Source organism: uncultured Psychrobacter sp. (assembly GCF_947488565.1).
In the GTDB taxonomy this organism is placed as follows: domain Bacteria; phylum Pseudomonadota; class Gammaproteobacteria; order Pseudomonadales; family Moraxellaceae; genus Psychrobacter; species Psychrobacter saeujeotis.
Genome location: NZ_CANKZC010000004.1, coordinates 38,892 through 55,047 on the forward strand (window position 1 = coordinate 38,892; position 16,156 = coordinate 55,047).

A 16,156-nucleotide genomic window follows, 5' to 3' on the forward strand; every position below is an offset into this window, starting at 1 on the left:
TAACATTTAATAGAACACTAACGAGTAATAAATCAGCTCATTTTAAGCAGCTTTATCTTTATAGCCAATTGAGCGAAAAGCAATCTTCAAATTATCATTATGCGCATGGATTTTTTGTTCAATCTTGGCATACTCAAGCTTGAGCTTATCGTCCACTTCATGCAAGCGATCTGCAAATTCCGTTTTTTTCATCTCAACTGCTTTGGCTTTTAACGCCTGCCATTCTTCTACTGTTTGCGTGAACGCATCATACTCAAACTTGATGCGATCTTGGAAGCTTTGCATGACATGAGGAATATCAAGGCCGCTTGCACTTACTGTATCGATTTGCTGCTGAGCTTGTTTAAACTGCATTTGTACTTCAGCATGTTTGATTGTAGTGTCATCGACTGTACGTAACTCAGTTGTCAAGCCAACTTTAGAGAGACCAGCGATCAACCATTTGGTTGGATCATACTGCCACCATTTCACACCATTACGATAATCATATTGGAAGAAATGATGGTAATTATGATAACCCTCACCCCATGTAAATAAAGCTAAAAAGAAATTATCGCGTGCAGTATTGGTGTCAGTATAAGGACGGCTACCAAACATATGACATAACGAGTTGATAAAGAACGTGAAGTGATGCGTCAATACTAGACGTAACAGACCTGCAAGTACAAGCGTACCCCAAACATCACCCACTAACCAACCAACAGCTGCGACCAATCCAACGTTGGCTGCTAGTACCCAAAGGCCATAATACTTATGCTGAATTTGAAGGACTTTGTCTTTAGTTAAGTCTGGAATGTTTTTATAGTCAAACTTACCACTTGGATAATTACGTAGCATCCAGCCGATATGACTGAACCAAAAACCACGTTTGGCTGAATAAGGGTCTTCTATACGATCATCAACATGACGATGATGAGTACGGTGACCTGAGACCCAGTCAAATGCAGAGCCTTGTACTGCTAGCGTTGAACCTAGTAGTAAAAAGTTTTTTACCACTGGATGCGCTTTATAAGCACGATGCGACAGCAAGCGGTGATAACCTGCAGTAATACTGATGCCCGTCCATACCATAAAAGCACCAAAGACACCCCAAACAGGCGCGCTTACTTGATGGGTAAACAAATACCATGGAGTAATGACAGCCGCAGCAATAGGAGTCGCTACTAGTATGGTCGCCGGTATCCAATTGATGGGGGCTTTTTTGAACTCAAGCTCTTGTAAATCAAGAGTCTGGTTACTGGTAGTGACGTCATTTTGCTTAGCAGTTTTTGTATAGTTACGTTTTGCGGTAGGCTGCTCATCAAGCGCAGCTTTCGCTTTGTTATTATCAAACCACGTTTTAAAACGTCCAACCTGAGTGGTTGCGTTATCCAAAATGCTGTCACCAGATTTGATAGCGAAACGTAAGCCTTTAAGCGGTAAGCCCATTGCTTTTTTTGCAATCATATAATTTTCCTAGCGGTATTAGTTTCAGGCTCTATATTACCCTAAAAGAAGCAGAAAGTGAACGTTTATACACTAGAAAAATATTAATAAATAACAATAACTTGTATGAGTTATTCGATATTTTATTGTAAATACCCTGTTAGCTATCAGGTATTGTGTGAAAGTGTAAGTTCTACTAAAGCTATGTTAAGACACCATTGATTAATAAATAGCTAAAGCCGTCTTATCATAAGCGTTAAAAACCTTAGCAAATCGAGCTAAATATATGACGCAAATAGTAATATAGGCTGTTAGCTTACGACAATTGTCAAAAAATTTATAACAATTGACTTGGAATGTCAGTAATAATGACGTCTACCTGCCATTCGACAAGTTTTTTTGCAATTTCTATATCGTTTACCGTCCACGCACTGACTGGTAAACCGTAACGATGCGCGTTTTGAATAATAGATTTGGTGATTAAGGGATAATGTATGCCAAGCTGGGTACAGCCCAGCTGTAAGGCGGTATTAGGTGCTGAGACTATCGAGTGCGGTGTTCGTACCAGTAAGCCACGCGGAATATTTGCAAGCAGTTTATTGCATTGCAATTGGGCCAAAAGTTGCACATCAAAAGTAGTAAGAACGATAGGCAGGCTGGCAAGGGGCGTACCTACCAGATAGCGTATTAACGCTTGTATCAGTTTAGAGTAATTTGTTCGGTTATGAGTCTTAATCTCCAGCTCAATATGAGTGAACTGAGTCAAAGCAGGTAGCGTGATTTTGTGGTTTTGAGTCTTAGCTATTTTAGTTGTTTCAGTTACTTGAGTGACTAGGTCTTTAGGGACCTGTGGTTGAGAAAAAATAGTAGAAGAGTAGGTCATAGACTGCGCCAACATGTCCAAGGTCATTATTTTATGACCCAATTGTAGTTGGCGCTGAATTTCAATCAAGCTTAGCTGATCCACTCGTGACTGTAAGCCACAAAGTCGTTGTAGCGTCTCGTCATGAAATATTACCAGATGACCATCGGCAGTAAGTTGTACGTCAAACTCTACGCCTGACAAGCCTTGTGCCTGTAGCTTATAAGCATGTTCAAAACCAAATAGCGTGTTTTCCAATGCTTCACTACGCGCACCTCGATGACCTAGGAGCAAAGTATTATCAAGTTTTATCATAACTACCTATCATCAATTATTCGTCGAGCAATTATCTGTTGATCAATAATATGATGCCTCATAAATTTTTGCGTAAAAGAGTAGAGAAGTATAGTAGATTTTGGTTTTGTACAGCTAAAACAAAGCAATAACAACGATCAACTTAAACAAGCAACCAAACTGTTTTATACATAGACAGCTTAATAAGTGTTTGTTGCGTTTTTGCAACTAAAAAGGGCTTTTATAGTCTTTGATGGGTCTTATTTGTATATCAATGGTCTACATTACTGACCATCTGCGACAAACCTCGTATAATGAGCTGATTTTAATATTGGTCGTATAAAGCTGTTACAGCGTTATGGCAACCTAGATAGCTATACTGTCTACCGTTGACGGTGCAAATGAGTAAATCGGGAGCAAAACAAATATGAGCGTAGCAAATAAAAAGTGGTCAAAATGGCAGCAAATTGCTGGTATTAGTGTGATATGTGGTTTAGCGATTGCTGGTTGTGAACGTTCGGATAAAGATGATACTACTGAGACAGCTGAGGTTACTACTGAGCAACCAGCAGCCAATGATGGTACGGTTGTTCCTGCTATTAGCTGTGATAATCCAATGGTACAAGATCGTTTGAAATCTGCTTTAAGAAACACACTTAATCAGCAAGCACAGTCAACGGCTGCCAACTATGCGAACATAGCAGAAGTCAGCATAGACAACAGTATTTTAATTGATAAAGTAGATGGGGTAATGATTGATGTGCAAAATGCTGCCATCTTACAAGAAGCCAATGCAAATGGTATGACAACTTGTCAGGCAAGCGTTAGTATGACACTGCCAAGCGAAGATTTGTACCAAGCCAGTCAGATGAGTGCGGCGAACAATCAGCCAAGTCTGCAAACGCGACTCGCTCAAAACAACATCCGTATCAACAATAACATGTTAGTCGATGATGCATTCACTTATGTTGCTGGTGCGCAAAGTGGGCAAATACAAGCCCGTATTGCAGGTCAGCCAGCTCTTATCGCTATTGTGTCTGATGTGATGGCAAGCTCTGTGACACAGTCAGTTGTAGAAGAACAACGAGCGGAGCGTCAAAAGCAAGAAGCAGCACGTCGCCGTGAAGCAGCTCGCAAGAATAGTGAGAATCAGATAAAGCGTCAACCAAAGCCTGTCACGCCAGTCGAGCCTGCACGCCCAGCTGAGCCTGCTACGCCGCCTACTATCAATAAAAGTAATAATGACAATAATGCCGAAGAAACAGCTGCACTACCTAGTGTCGATGCCAAGCCACCAGTGACGCCTGAAGCACCAAAAGTCGTCCCAAAGGATGACAGCATCGATATGATTATTGTAGAAGATGAAAGCGCAACCTATTAATTGCTAGGTTCTGTGCTCTAAATCTAAATAGCGCCTGCAACTAGCATAAGTTGCAGGCTTTTTGCATATAGCACGCGCTCATTGACTGTCAGGTTAACTGTTGTTTTGATTATCGTTGATGGCAACGTTCTCTAAGACTTGACTGTCCCACAGTACCTCAGAGATCTGCTTTGGGTCCGTGCAAAAACGTGCAGCGACAAACAACCAATCAGACAAACGATTGATAAAGCTTACCGCAGTACTGCGAATGGCTTGCGGATGCTCTTCCTGTAATAGCACAGCTTGGCGCTCAGCACGGCGACACACACTACGCGCTACATGCAATTGACTGACCAATAATGAACCTGTAGGCAGGATAAAGTCCTTTAGCGGCGGCAAGCTAGTATTCATCGCATCGATTTGTTGCTCTAACCAGTCTACATGAGCGGGAGTAACACCTTCATATTCTGGCATAGCAAGCTCGCCACCGATGTTGAATAATAGATGCTGAAGCACCACTAGCGCTTGAGTGACATCTGACGCTTTTTGTTGCAAGCGTTCAGGTAACTGTTGCGCGCTTGGGTTTTTACTATCAGCTATAGCTTGTGTCAGATGCGCTCGTACCAAACCGATGTGTGAATTGAGCTCGTCGATATCACCCATAACGCTAAATAGATTGTCCGCTTTACTTACGCGGCTACCATCTGCCATACCAGTACTACCATCATCACCGGTACGTGTATATATTTTACTCAAACGATTGCCCATCTCTTATCCTTAATAGTTTTTGAATGTATGCAAGTTTTAGTTATCTGGCTATTGTAGTATTTTCCTGCCGTTTTCGCTAAGATAATAGGTTACGTTTTATTTTCTTTATTTTTATCAAAAGGCTTTTACATTATGACCACACCACTTGCCGATGCGATGTCTCAGCTTATCATTTATGATTCACTCACTGGCGGCAAACGTCAACTTGAACCACTTAAAGCAGGACAGGTAGGCATGTATGTATGCGGTATGACTGTCTATGATTATTGTCACATTGGTCATGCTCGCGTTATGGTTGGGTTTGATATGGTAGTGCGCTGGCTGGCACGACTAGGCTATGATGTTAATTATGTGCGCAATATTACCGATATCGACGACAAAATAATTGCTCGAGCTAACGAGAACGGCGAAGATATTAGTGCGTTGACGCAGCGTTTTATCGAAGCGATGCATGAAGATGCGGCCGCACTCGGCTGCAAGATGCCAGATGCTGAGCCACGTGCCACTGATCACATTGATGAGATGCAACAAATGATTGAGACGCTGGTTACGGGTGACTATGCGTATGCAGGCGACAATGGTGATGTCTATTATGCAGTAGACAGCTTCTCTGACTATGGCAAATTGTCTAAGCGTAACCTTGATGATATGCAAGCCGGCTCGCGGGTCGATGTCGAAAACGACAAGCGTAACCCGTTTGACTTTGTCCTTTGGAAATCGGCAAAGCCTGATGAGCCGCAGTGGGCGTCCCCTTGGGGCCAAGGGCGCCCAGGTTGGCATATTGAGTGCTCGGCGATGTCGACTAAATGCCTTGGTAATACCTTTGATATCCATGGCGGTGGACATGATTTGCAGTTTCCGCATCACGAAAATGAGATAGCGCAGTCTGAAGCAGCGACAGGTTGCGAATACGCGCGCAACTGGATGCACATCGGTTTTATCAATGTCGATGGCGAAAAAATGTCTAAGTCATTAGGTAACTTTTTTACCATTCGCGATGTAACCGCCAGATATTTGCCTGAGACGGTACGTTTTTTCTTGTTATCAAGCCATTATCGTAGCCAAGTAAACTTCTCTGATAGTGCTTTAGATGAAGCACATAATAGCCTAAGCAGATTATATAATGCCTTGAAACTGGCTGAACAGCAAAAAGGGCAATCGATAACAGTCACTGATGAATTGATCAATGATGCTTATAGTAGCGCAGCTGGACAAGATTTTATCAAAGCCATGAATGATGATTTTAATAGCTCGACAGCGATTAGTGTTTTGTTTGGGCTGGCACGTGATGTCAATAAAGCGATTAAAGCGGAAGATTTAGACACCGCATGGCGCTTGGCGCAGCAGCTAAAAGTGTTGGCACAAGTGCTCAATATTTTACAGCAGCCAGTGCAGCAGTTTTTGCAAGCTGTGATTGGTGAGCAAACAGATGATGGGCTAACAGATGCCGCTATTGATAATTTGATTATCGAGCGTGCAAAGGCCAAAACCGACAAAAACTTTGCGCGTGCTGATGAAGTACGCGAGCAACTAAAAGAGGCAGGTATTGAGCTTGAAGACAGCCGTACTGGTACAACATGGCGCCGTGCTTAAGCCGATTGCTGGTGATAATAGATACGTATACTAACAAATTAAGTCAGCTCTACGCTGGCTTTTTTTTGCGCGCTGTTTTAGTTTGATTTTATTTTTAAGATATCTTTTTATATGACTTACAGATGTATAGGCACTAATTTTATGACTCGCTTTACCAAAAACGATTTTGAAATGAAATCTTCTAAAGCTTATCTCATGATTGGTTTGCTCATTATCATAGCTGGCAGCATTTATATGCCAGCTAAAGCTGCATCAAGTGATACTGAGATACTTACTAATAAAGACAATGCACCTGCTACTAGAGCAGAGCAGTCAATAAACAGTCCAAATGGTTTTATAGAATATGCTGAACAAAAAGTTGAAACCCTCAAACAAGGTGGTTTTGAGCTGTCCGATACTATCAATGAGGCTTTATATAATGATGAGCGAGCAGCGATGCAGCAAACGGATAAGCTGCAAGGATATACCGGACTTACAGGTGGGCAAGACGCAAACTACTTTGTTTTAACGCGGCTAAATAACGGTCTATCACCGTTGTCACCACCGCCAAACCTATCCACACCGTTTGCAACGTTGGAGTTTTTTCAAACAGCTGTAGTCACAAAACGTTTTGACTTGGCCGCTTATGCGCTTAATTTAAATTTGCTTGATCCAAGCGTGCAACCAAACCGTGGTATGGAGTTGTCTAAACGTCTTGATTTTTTGCTACATAGAAAGGATCTTTATGTTTTTAATAAATTGCCAGATCGTCCTGATGGTTTGATTGAATCCTCTATTGGTAGCAGTAATCCCTTACATGGTGTTTCGCGCCGAGCCATTCAACTTGGTCATATTGATTATCGTGAGCATCGAATACCTATATTTGTCGAACGAGTAAAAGTCGAAGATAACGCTCCTGTTTGGGTGTTTTCTGCCCAAACCGTCAGTCATATCGACAAGCTTTATGACCAGTACAAACCTGAAAAGTTCGAACGCTATTTACCCTCAATGCTTAAGCTGCGAGTTCTTGGCATCGCCGTTTGGGAGTTTTTGGCTTTATTTATTTTCTTTATCGTGACGCTAGGACTGGGCTGGGTGGTTAGTAGGCTTACTGGCCGTTTGATAGACCGTTATACCAGTGATGAAAATGGCTCTTATGTCGGTCGCAAAAAAAGCATCACAGACTTGGTCAATAAATTTACCGTGCCGCTGACCTTTACTATTAGTTTGTCTTTAGTATTCACCTTAGTTTCAGGTGGCTTTCCTTTTATAGACGCTATTGCAACGGCGACGCGTCCTATTGTATGGATAGCTTTAGTACTGAGCGCTATCTGGCTTGGTATTCGGGTGATTAACTTCTTTGCCAACCGTTATGAGGACATTCAAATCGACAGCTTGGGTGATGAAGAGTATGACGAGTACCGTAAGCGTACAACGTATTTGTCGGTATTTCGACGCGTTTTTATCTTTGTTATGGTCATTGGTAGTGTTTGGATTGGCATGAGCGAATTTGTCAATCTTGAGGGTCTTGGTAAAACCTTACTGACCTCCGCTGGAATTTTAAGCGTAGTGCTTGGTATTGCAGCGCAGCCAACGCTGGGTAATATCGTTGCAGGCTTACAGATAGCTATGACTCAGCCCATACGTATCGGCGATACCATTATGTATGATGGCAACTGGAGTACTGTTGAGGACTTGGGTTACACCTACGCTACCATCAAGACCTGGGATGAGCGCCGCTTGTTTGTACCGATGCGCTACTTTGTGACAGAGACTGTTGAGAATTGGTCACATCCTGATCCGCATCAAACGTTTACAGTAACTGTACTGGTTGACTATGGTATCAATGTCAACGACGTTCGTGATAAGTACGCTGAAGTGGTGCAAGCCAGCGAGTACTGGGATGGCGAGACTGAACCCATGCTGTACGTATTGTCCGTAGATAGAGACACCATAGAGCTGTATGGCACTTTAGCGGCTGACAATCCTGATGATGGCTGGATGCTGCAATGCGAGATTCGCGAACAGCTGCTGGACTATCTTTATGATGAGCAAAAACCCTATCTACCTGCCGAGCGTATTACTTTTAAAAACAGCTGATATAATTTTTAAAAAGGCTAACATAATTGTGCGGACAATAAATACGTATACTAACAAATTAAGTCAGCTTTACGCTGGCTTTTTTTTGCTGACTACATTAGCTTATCATCATACTACAGCCAAGATTTTTTATATGAAAACGCCTTGTCATTCAAAAATGCATAAAAATATGAATACTTTAAGAAGTGTTACTGGTAAAGACAATAAGCAAGTCAGCCATTCTATACAAGATAGTCACGCGATGCATTATAAAAGGCACTATAAAGCAATGCAGATACTATTAAGTTTTTTAATCATTGTGCTGAGTACGCTTTGTATTCCTACTTATGCTGCAACCAGTAATGATGAACTCAGCACTAGTGAGCAAAGTGTCAATGAATCAAACACCAATATCAAAGATAATCCAAAAGCTCATGTAGCTGCCAAAGCAGAAAATTTGCTTGATTACGCTGCCCAAAAGATTGACATAATCAAAAAAGAAGGTGTGAGTGCCTCTGGGGTCGCAGAAGAGCTATTTGATCCTACAGAACGCAATGCTGTACAACAATCTGGAAACTTACAAGGCGATGCAGGACTAAAAGGGGAGTATAACGAAGGCTATTATATTTTAGATAAGCTCAATACTGGTTTGCCGCCCTTATCTGCACCACCAAACCTGTCAACGCCACTGGCTACTTTGGAGTTTTTCCAATCAGCGGTGATGAAGCAGCAGTTCGACTTGGCTGCTTATGCACTCAATATGAACCTGATTGATAGTGAGATTCAGCGTGGCCACGCCCTTGAATTGGCCAAGCGACTTGATTTTTTATTAACTGAAAAAGAGCTTTATGTATTTGATGACCTGCCAGACCGTCCTGATGGTTTAATCGAACCGCCACTTGGCAATGCCAGTAGCGTCATGGGCATTCCTAGACGCTCTATTCAACTGGGTTACATTGATTACCGCGAACGCCGAGTACCTATTTATATAGAACGTGTCCGAGTCAACGACGAAGCGCCAATCTGGGTGTTTTCAGCGCAGACCGTTGGCAATATTGACAATCTTTATGAGCAGTATCATCCTGCAGAGTTTGAACGTCATTTGCCAGTATGGATGAAGCTACAGTTTTTTAGTATTGCGTTGTGGGAGTTTTTGGCACTATTTTCATTTTTCTTATTTACTATGGCGATGGGGTGGTTACTGAGTAAAGGCACTGAAAAAATCATTAACCACTATATTAATGATGATCAAAAGTATAACGTATATGTAGGTAGTACCAACGGTGTGGCGGATTTGGTAAGCAAGCTGACCGTACCATTAACTTTTAGCATCAGCTTCTTGTTAGTTTTTACTTTAGTATCAGGTGGCTTTCCATATCTAGATGCGGTAGCGTCATCGACTCGTCCAGTTATTTGGATTGGGTTGGTCTTTAGCACGATGTGGCTTGGTATACGTGTTATTAACTTTTTTGCCAATCGCTATCAAGACATGCAGATTGAGAATCTGGCTGAAGAACACTTTGATAAAGAGCGACGTCGTCGTACTTATGTGTCGATATTTCGCCGTGTTTTTATTTTTGCCATGATTCTTGGCAGTATTTGGATCGGTCTTAGTGAATTTACCAATATGGAAGGTCTTGGTACGACCTTATTGACTTCAGCTGGTATCGCTGGTGTGATCATTGGTATAGCAGCACAGCCCATATTAGGTAATATTATTGCTGGTGTACAGGTGGCGGTAACTCAGCCTATACGTATTGGCGATACTGTCATAATGGAGGGCGATTGGACCACTATTGAGGACTTGCGTTATACCTACGCGGTGTTAAAGACATGGGATGAGCGCCGCTTAATCGTGCCAATGCGCCATCTTATTACTGAGGTGGTAGAAAACTGGTCACATACTGAAGCGCATCAGACTTGTGTGGTCTATTTATATATTGATTATGGGGCGGATATTGAAGCTATTCGAGACAAGTTTGGTGAACTGGTTAAGAAAAGCGAGTTTTGGGATGGTGAGACAGAACCTCAAATGTTGACGGTGTCGCTAAGTGAAAACACGATTAAATTACGCGGAAGTTTGGCGTCTGATAGTCCTCTTAATGCTTTTTATTTGGAGTGTGAAGTCCGTGAACAGATGCTCAATTATCTGTATCAAGAACAAAAGGAGTATCTACCGGCTGAGCGTTTAATATTCAAAGATAGGGACGAATAACGAATGATTGGTTGATACTTGCTTTTAGCAAAAAAATGAGCACGTAAATAAGCATGCGATTTACGCGCTTATTTGTTATAATATGGCGTTATTTTTAAGGGATAATTAAGACAGTAAGAGTAAGACGACGCTATATTTGCGTTAACTAACAGATGGTAAATCAATGGCGATTTTCTAGTGTTTTATTTAACTGGCACATTGTTTACTATTTAATGCCTTATAAACCAAAGCATTTTGAGATAAAGTCTTTAAAGATTAGATATCATAAAGCTGTATTGGTACTCTTGATTGATTGTCTTAATATAAGTATCCCGCCCATCAAAATAACCACCACTAGAGGTCTGTATGTTGCGAATTGTCGATGAAGCCTTAACCTTTGATGACGTTTTATTGTTACCAGCCTATTCTGAAGTCCTGCCAAAAACTGCCAACTTGTCTACACGTTTGACCAAAAACATCACCCTTAATCTACCTCTGGTATCTGCTGCGATGGATACGGTAACTGAGTCTGAGATGGCAATCACCATGGCTCAGCTAGGCGGGATGGGTATCTTGCATAAAAGCATGGATATCGTCAAACAAGCCACGCAAGTACGCCGTGTCAAAAAGTTTGAAGCAGGTACGGTGGTTGACCCTATTACGGTACATCCTGAGATGACCATCGGTGACTTATTAAAGTTGACCCAAGATAACAACATATCTGGTGTGCCTGTGGTAGAGAAGGGCACAGATAAAGTCGTTGGTATCGTGACTCATCGTGATTGGCGTTTTGAGACCAATTTATCATTGCCTGTTAGCCATATTATGACGCCAAAAGAGCAATTGGTCACCGTTCATGAAGGCGAAAGTAACGAAAATATCAAAAAACTGCTTCATGAGCATCGTATCGAAAAAGTCATCGTTATCGATGGTGAATTTCGCTTGCGTGGTCTAATCACGGTCAATGACTTTGCCAAAGCCGAAAACAATCCCAATGCTTGTAAAGATGAGCATGGTCGTCTGCGTGTTGGTGCGGCTGTTGGTACAGGTGCAGATACGCAAGCACGCGTTGAGGCATTAATCGACGCTGACGTAGATGTTATCGTGGTAGATACAGCTCATGGTCACTCAAAAGGAGTGGTGGATAAGGTCTCTTGGATCAAGAAAAACTATCCGAATGTGCAGGTTATCGGTGGTAATATTGCAACGGGTGATGCGGCCAAAGCATTACGTGATGCAGGTGCTGATGCGGTCAAAGTTGGTATCGGTCCTGGATCTATCTGTACGACGCGTATTATCGCTGGTATTGGTGTGCCACAAATCTCAGCTATCGATAATGTCGCTAGTGCATTACAAGACAGTATTCCATTGATCGCTGATGGTGGTATTCGCTATTCAGGCGATATGGCAAAGGCTATCGCTGCGGGTGCATCATGTATTATGGTAGGTTCGCTCATGGCTGGTACTGAAGAAGCACCAGGCGAAGTGGAGCTATTTCAAGGCCGTTATTATAAAGCGTACCGCGGCATGGGTAGTCTTGGCGCGATGTCAGGATCAAATGGTTCGTCAGATCGTTATTTCCAAGATGCCAAAGATGGCGTAGAGAAGCTCGTGCCAGAAGGTATCGAGGGCCGTGTTCCTTATAAAGGTCCAGTCGCTGGTATTGTCAATCAATTGGTTGGTGGTCTGCGCTCATCAATGGGTTATACAGGCTCAGCAACCATAGAAGATATGCGTACCAAACCGCAATTTATCAAAGTCACTTCAGCGGGTATGAAAGAGTCGCACGTCCATGATGTGCAGATTACCAAAGAAGCACCAAACTATCGTGTGGACTAAACTGACGTGTTAACCAAATTAGCGCTTTAAATATTCATTCTTTGATATATAATGTCTTAGAATACAACAGTCAACAATGCTCGTGTATTGTTGGCTTTTTTTATAAAATAAATTTAGTGGACAGACTACCATGCCTAAAGGCGTTTGGAGTCTGTTATCGCTAACAGCTAGCACAAGGATATAATCATAATGAGCTATTTTGGCACCGATGGTATACGTGGAAAATTTGGACAACTACCTATTACACCAGATTTTATTTTAAAATTGGGCTATGTAACAGGACGGGTGCTTATAGAGAATAATGATAATCCTAATCGTAAACCTAGTGTGGTCATCGGTAAAGACACCCGTCTTTCAGGTTATGTGATTGAGGGAGCACTGCAAGCAGGCTTTAACGCAGCAGGCGTCGATGTACATATGCTAGGTCCGCTACCCACGCCAGCTATTGCGCATATTACTCGTAGCTTTCATGCTGATGCTGGTGTTGTTATTTCAGCCTCGCATAATCCTTACTATGATAACGGTATCAAGCTGTTTTCAGGCGATGGCAAAAAGCTAACTGATGAGATGCAAGATGCTATCAACGATAAATTGCAAGCGATGATGAATCCCACTAACGACGACTTACTGATGCCTATCATAGACCCATCGCAGTTGGGTAAGCACACTCGCATCAATGATGCTACAGGTCGCTACATCGAATTTTGTAAAGGAACTTTTCCTTATCAATATGATCTGAGTCATTTGACGGTTGTCGTAGATTGCGCCAATGGTGCAGGCTATAGTGTCGCTCCAAGAGTCATGCGTGAGCTTGGCGCTACTGTAATACCTATTAATAATAAACCTGATGGTATCAATATCAATGCCGACTGCGGCTCAACACATCCTGAAGGTCTGCAAAAAGCGGTTTTAGAATATGATGCAGACGTTGGCATTGCACTAGATGGAGATGGAGACCGTATCGTCATGGTAGACGAAACGGGTAAGCTGGTTGATGGTGATGGCATCCTATATGTGCTTGCTACTCAAGGACAGTCACGTGTCAAGGGGGTTGTTGGAACCTTGATGAGTAATATGGGCCTAGAGCTTGCACTACAAAATGCAGGAATTGAGTTCACTCGTGCGAAAGTCGGTGATCGCTATGTTATGCAAGAGCTTGCCGCCAATGATTGGTTATTAGGCGGTGAGCCATCAGGGCATATATTATGTTTGGATAAAAGCCGTACCGGTGACGCTATTATTGCAAGCCTGCAAGTACTTGCCGTTATGCAATCAGAGGGCAAAGCATTAAGTGAGCTAACAGAAGGGTTTGAAATCTTACCGCAAAAGCTTGTCAATGTTCGCTTGAATCAAATGCAAGATCCTTACGAGCAAGAAGAGTTGGTGCAAGCTTTTGATAAAGCACAAGCTACTTTAGAAGGTCGAGGACGTCTGCTTATCCGTCAATCAGGTACAGAGCCTATGATTCGAGTGATGGTTGAGTCAGATGATGAGATTGAATGTGATGTTATGGCCAATGACTTAGCAGATAAAATCAAAGCAGTACTGGGTTAACCGTTTAATACAATAATCTTAAGATAAGGGGATATAGTGAGCATGGACTTTACTGACCAGCGTTTGTCATACGAAAAAGGCAGTCTTGATCAGCAATCAATACCAGCATCGCCGTTTGAGCTGCTAAAAACTTGGATGGATGAGGCGATAGCGCAGCAAGTACAAGAGCCATACGCTATGAGCCTAGCAACTTGCGGTACAGACCAAAAACCGAGCGTTCGTATCGTCCTTATGCGCGAGATTACCGATACTGGTATTGTGTTTTATACCAATTACGAAAGCGCCAAAGGTCAAGATATCAGCGAGAACCCCAATGCTGAGGTACTGTTCTTTTGGCATGAGCTTGAGCGTCAAATTCGTATTAGTGGTAGCATTGCTAAAATAGATGCTGATAAATCTGCCGCTTACTTTCAAAAGCGTCCGCATGATAGCCAAGTAGGCGCATGGGTCAGTCAACCACAAAGCGGTGAAGTGGCCAATCGTGAAGTGATGGAACAAACGTTTGAGGCGCTGCAAAACGACTATCCAGAAAACAGTCAAGTACCAACGCCAGAATTTTGGGGTGGTTATGAGATTACTATTCATGAGATAGAGTTTTGGCAGGGACGTGCCAGTCGCATGCATGACCGTATTGTCTATACTCGTGACAGTAATAGCAATAATGTGAATAAAAACGACGCTAGCTGGTCTACCAAGCGCTTACTGCCATAATCTGATATATCGTTAATAATAAGAATGTAGCCATAAAAGGCCATGCTATAGTCTGTGTTAACACAAGCTATAGCATGGCCTTTTATGTTACATCGCACACTGCATAGTGCTATTCTTTGGTATCAACACTTGCTGATACTGACATGCCAGGACGTAACTGTACCAGCGCTGCTTGGTCTTGATCTAAGTCAATACGTACCGGAATGCGCTGCGCAATCTTAATGTAGTTACCAGTAGCAGGGTTAGAGGCACCTACGCTAAATTCGCTTCCTGTTGCCGGTGAGATGTTACTGACATGACCGTAAAATTCGGTACCGCCTAAAGCATCGACATGAACAGTAGCAGGCTCACCGACAGTCATATTTGCAACTTGAGTTTCTTTAAAGTTGGCAATAACCCAGACGCCTTTTGGAACAATATACATCAGCTGTGTACCAGCACTAACGTATTGTCCAGTCTTAACGCTAACTTGGCTCAATTGCCCCGATTCAGGCGCGGTAATAATCGTATTTTCTAGATTGATTTGTGCTTGCTTGACACCAGCTGCCGCGTTTTTAATGTTGGCATCAAGTGAGGAGCGACTGCCACTGGTTTTTTTACTGGCTTCAAGCGCTACTTGTAAATTGGCCTCAGCTTGCTGTACGCTCGCCTGTGCTTGAGCCAGCTGAGCTTTGGTATGGGCAACCTCTGCCTTTGACACAGCGCCAATTGCATCAAGTCCTTCATAGCGTTTGACATCTTCACGTGCGCTATTAACACTGACTTTGGCACTATATAAGTCAGCTTCTCGTGCTTCGACTTGCGCCTGACTTGACTGCGTATCTTGCACATTGCTTGAGCGATCGGTGTCTGCTATTTCGATGTTCGCCTGCGCTTGTTCCAGCTGCTGCTGAAAGGCACGATCGTCGATCTTGACGAGCAGATCGCCTGCTTGCACATTTTCAAAATCTTGTACGGCAACTTCTGTCACATAGCCTGAGACTTGTGGGCTAATAATAGTGGTTTGGCCCTTAACAAAGGCGTTGTCGGTCTGCTGCAGCGTTGGTGTGAAAGGTGGCAGTTTCCACGCATATAGGATCAACGCTATACCAATAACAATCAACCCAACAAGCAAAACCAAATTAAATAGTGATTTCTTTTTTGGTGACCAGCCTGTAGGTGCAGGAATAGGTTCAGTGGGCGGCATCGGTGTGTCATTTCCCGTTTCAACGGTTACGCCATCTGTATTTATCTTATCATTGGAATCTTCAGGTTTATTTAAGACAGCGGTTGTTTGGTGCTCAGATGTCTCAAGCTTGGTAGTTGCAGGCTCAGGTATGTTGCGAGTCTCGGCTGACGAGTCCACAGGCGTAGCGATTTGTTGTTCAGACGCTTTGTTAGGCGTGCGTGCATCATTAGAGCCATAAGGTTTTTTGTCATTCATGATGCACTCCCAAGGAATTTATTAAACATAGTAAGTAACTTTAAAAAATAATCATAAGATAAGAGTAGAGGTAGA

Annotated in this window: 11 protein-coding genes; 7 read left to right on the forward strand and 4 right to left on the reverse strand. The window is 42.7% G+C overall.

The window, feature by feature from the left end; translation table 11 throughout:
* Positions 1-42: 42 nt before the first annotated feature.
* Positions 43-1,446, reverse strand: coding sequence for a fatty acid desaturase (locus Q0890_RS09445; RefSeq protein ID WP_299219988.1), 1,404 nt, complete (start codon positions 1,444-1,446; stop codon positions 43-45).
* Positions 1,447-1,762: 316 nt separating this feature from the next.
* Positions 1,763-2,602, reverse strand: a complete 840-nt coding sequence (locus tag Q0890_RS09450) for a glycerophosphodiester phosphodiesterase (RefSeq protein WP_299219991.1) — start codon at positions 2,600-2,602, stop codon at positions 1,763-1,765.
* 406 nt (positions 2,603-3,008) lie between these two features.
* Between Q0890_RS09450 and Q0890_RS09455 the strand changes: the two genes are divergently transcribed.
* Positions 3,009-3,962, forward strand: a complete 954-nt coding sequence (locus tag Q0890_RS09455; RefSeq protein ID WP_299219993.1) for a hypothetical protein — start codon at positions 3,009-3,011, stop codon at positions 3,960-3,962.
* A gap of 93 nt (positions 3,963-4,055) precedes the next feature.
* Here the strand turns inward: Q0890_RS09455 and Q0890_RS09460 are convergent, their stop codons facing one another.
* Positions 4,056-4,709 carry a cob(I)yrinic acid a,c-diamide adenosyltransferase gene (locus tag Q0890_RS09460; protein WP_299219996.1) on the reverse strand — a complete coding sequence of 218 codons (654 nt, stop codon included), beginning with the start codon at positions 4,707-4,709 and terminating at the stop codon, positions 4,056-4,058.
* A 132-nt stretch (positions 4,710-4,841) separates the two neighbouring features.
* On the opposite strand from Q0890_RS09460, the gene cysS reads away from it, so the two are divergent.
* The 6 genes from cysS (at position 4,842) to pdxH (ending at position 14,658) form a co-directional block, all read left to right on the forward strand.
* Positions 4,842-6,302 (forward strand): cysteine--tRNA ligase, encoded by a 1,461-nt coding sequence (gene cysS, locus Q0890_RS09465; protein ID WP_299219999.1) that lies wholly within the window; start codon positions 4,842-4,844, stop codon positions 6,300-6,302.
* A 141-nt stretch (positions 6,303-6,443) separates the two neighbouring features.
* A complete protein-coding gene (locus Q0890_RS09470) occupies positions 6,444-8,381 on the forward strand; it encodes a mechanosensitive ion channel family protein (protein ID WP_299220003.1) in 1,938 nt (645 codons plus the stop codon).
* A 169-nt stretch (positions 8,382-8,550) separates the two neighbouring features.
* Positions 8,551-10,575, forward strand: coding sequence for a mechanosensitive ion channel family protein (locus Q0890_RS09475; RefSeq protein ID WP_299220007.1), 2,025 nt, complete (start codon positions 8,551-8,553; stop codon positions 10,573-10,575).
* Positions 10,576-10,920: 345 nt separating this feature from the next.
* Positions 10,921-12,393, forward strand: coding sequence for an IMP dehydrogenase (guaB, locus tag Q0890_RS09480; RefSeq protein ID WP_299220010.1), 1,473 nt, complete (start codon positions 10,921-10,923; stop codon positions 12,391-12,393).
* A gap of 189 nt (positions 12,394-12,582) precedes the next feature.
* Positions 12,583-13,947, forward strand: a complete 1,365-nt coding sequence (gene glmM / locus Q0890_RS09485; protein WP_058368541.1) for a phosphoglucosamine mutase — start codon at positions 12,583-12,585, stop codon at positions 13,945-13,947.
* 42 nt (positions 13,948-13,989) lie between these two features.
* Positions 13,990-14,658: a pyridoxamine 5'-phosphate oxidase gene (gene pdxH / locus Q0890_RS09490; RefSeq protein ID WP_299220013.1), complete on the forward strand. Its 669-nt coding sequence runs from the start codon at positions 13,990-13,992 to the stop codon at positions 14,656-14,658.
* A 109-nt stretch (positions 14,659-14,767) separates the two neighbouring features.
* On the opposite strand, the gene Q0890_RS09495 is transcribed toward pdxH, so the two are convergent.
* On the reverse strand, positions 14,768-16,081 hold the full coding sequence (locus Q0890_RS09495) for an HlyD family secretion protein (RefSeq protein ID WP_299220015.1): 1,314 nt from the start codon (positions 16,079-16,081) through the stop codon (positions 14,768-14,770).
* Positions 16,082-16,156 lie beyond the last annotated feature (75 nt).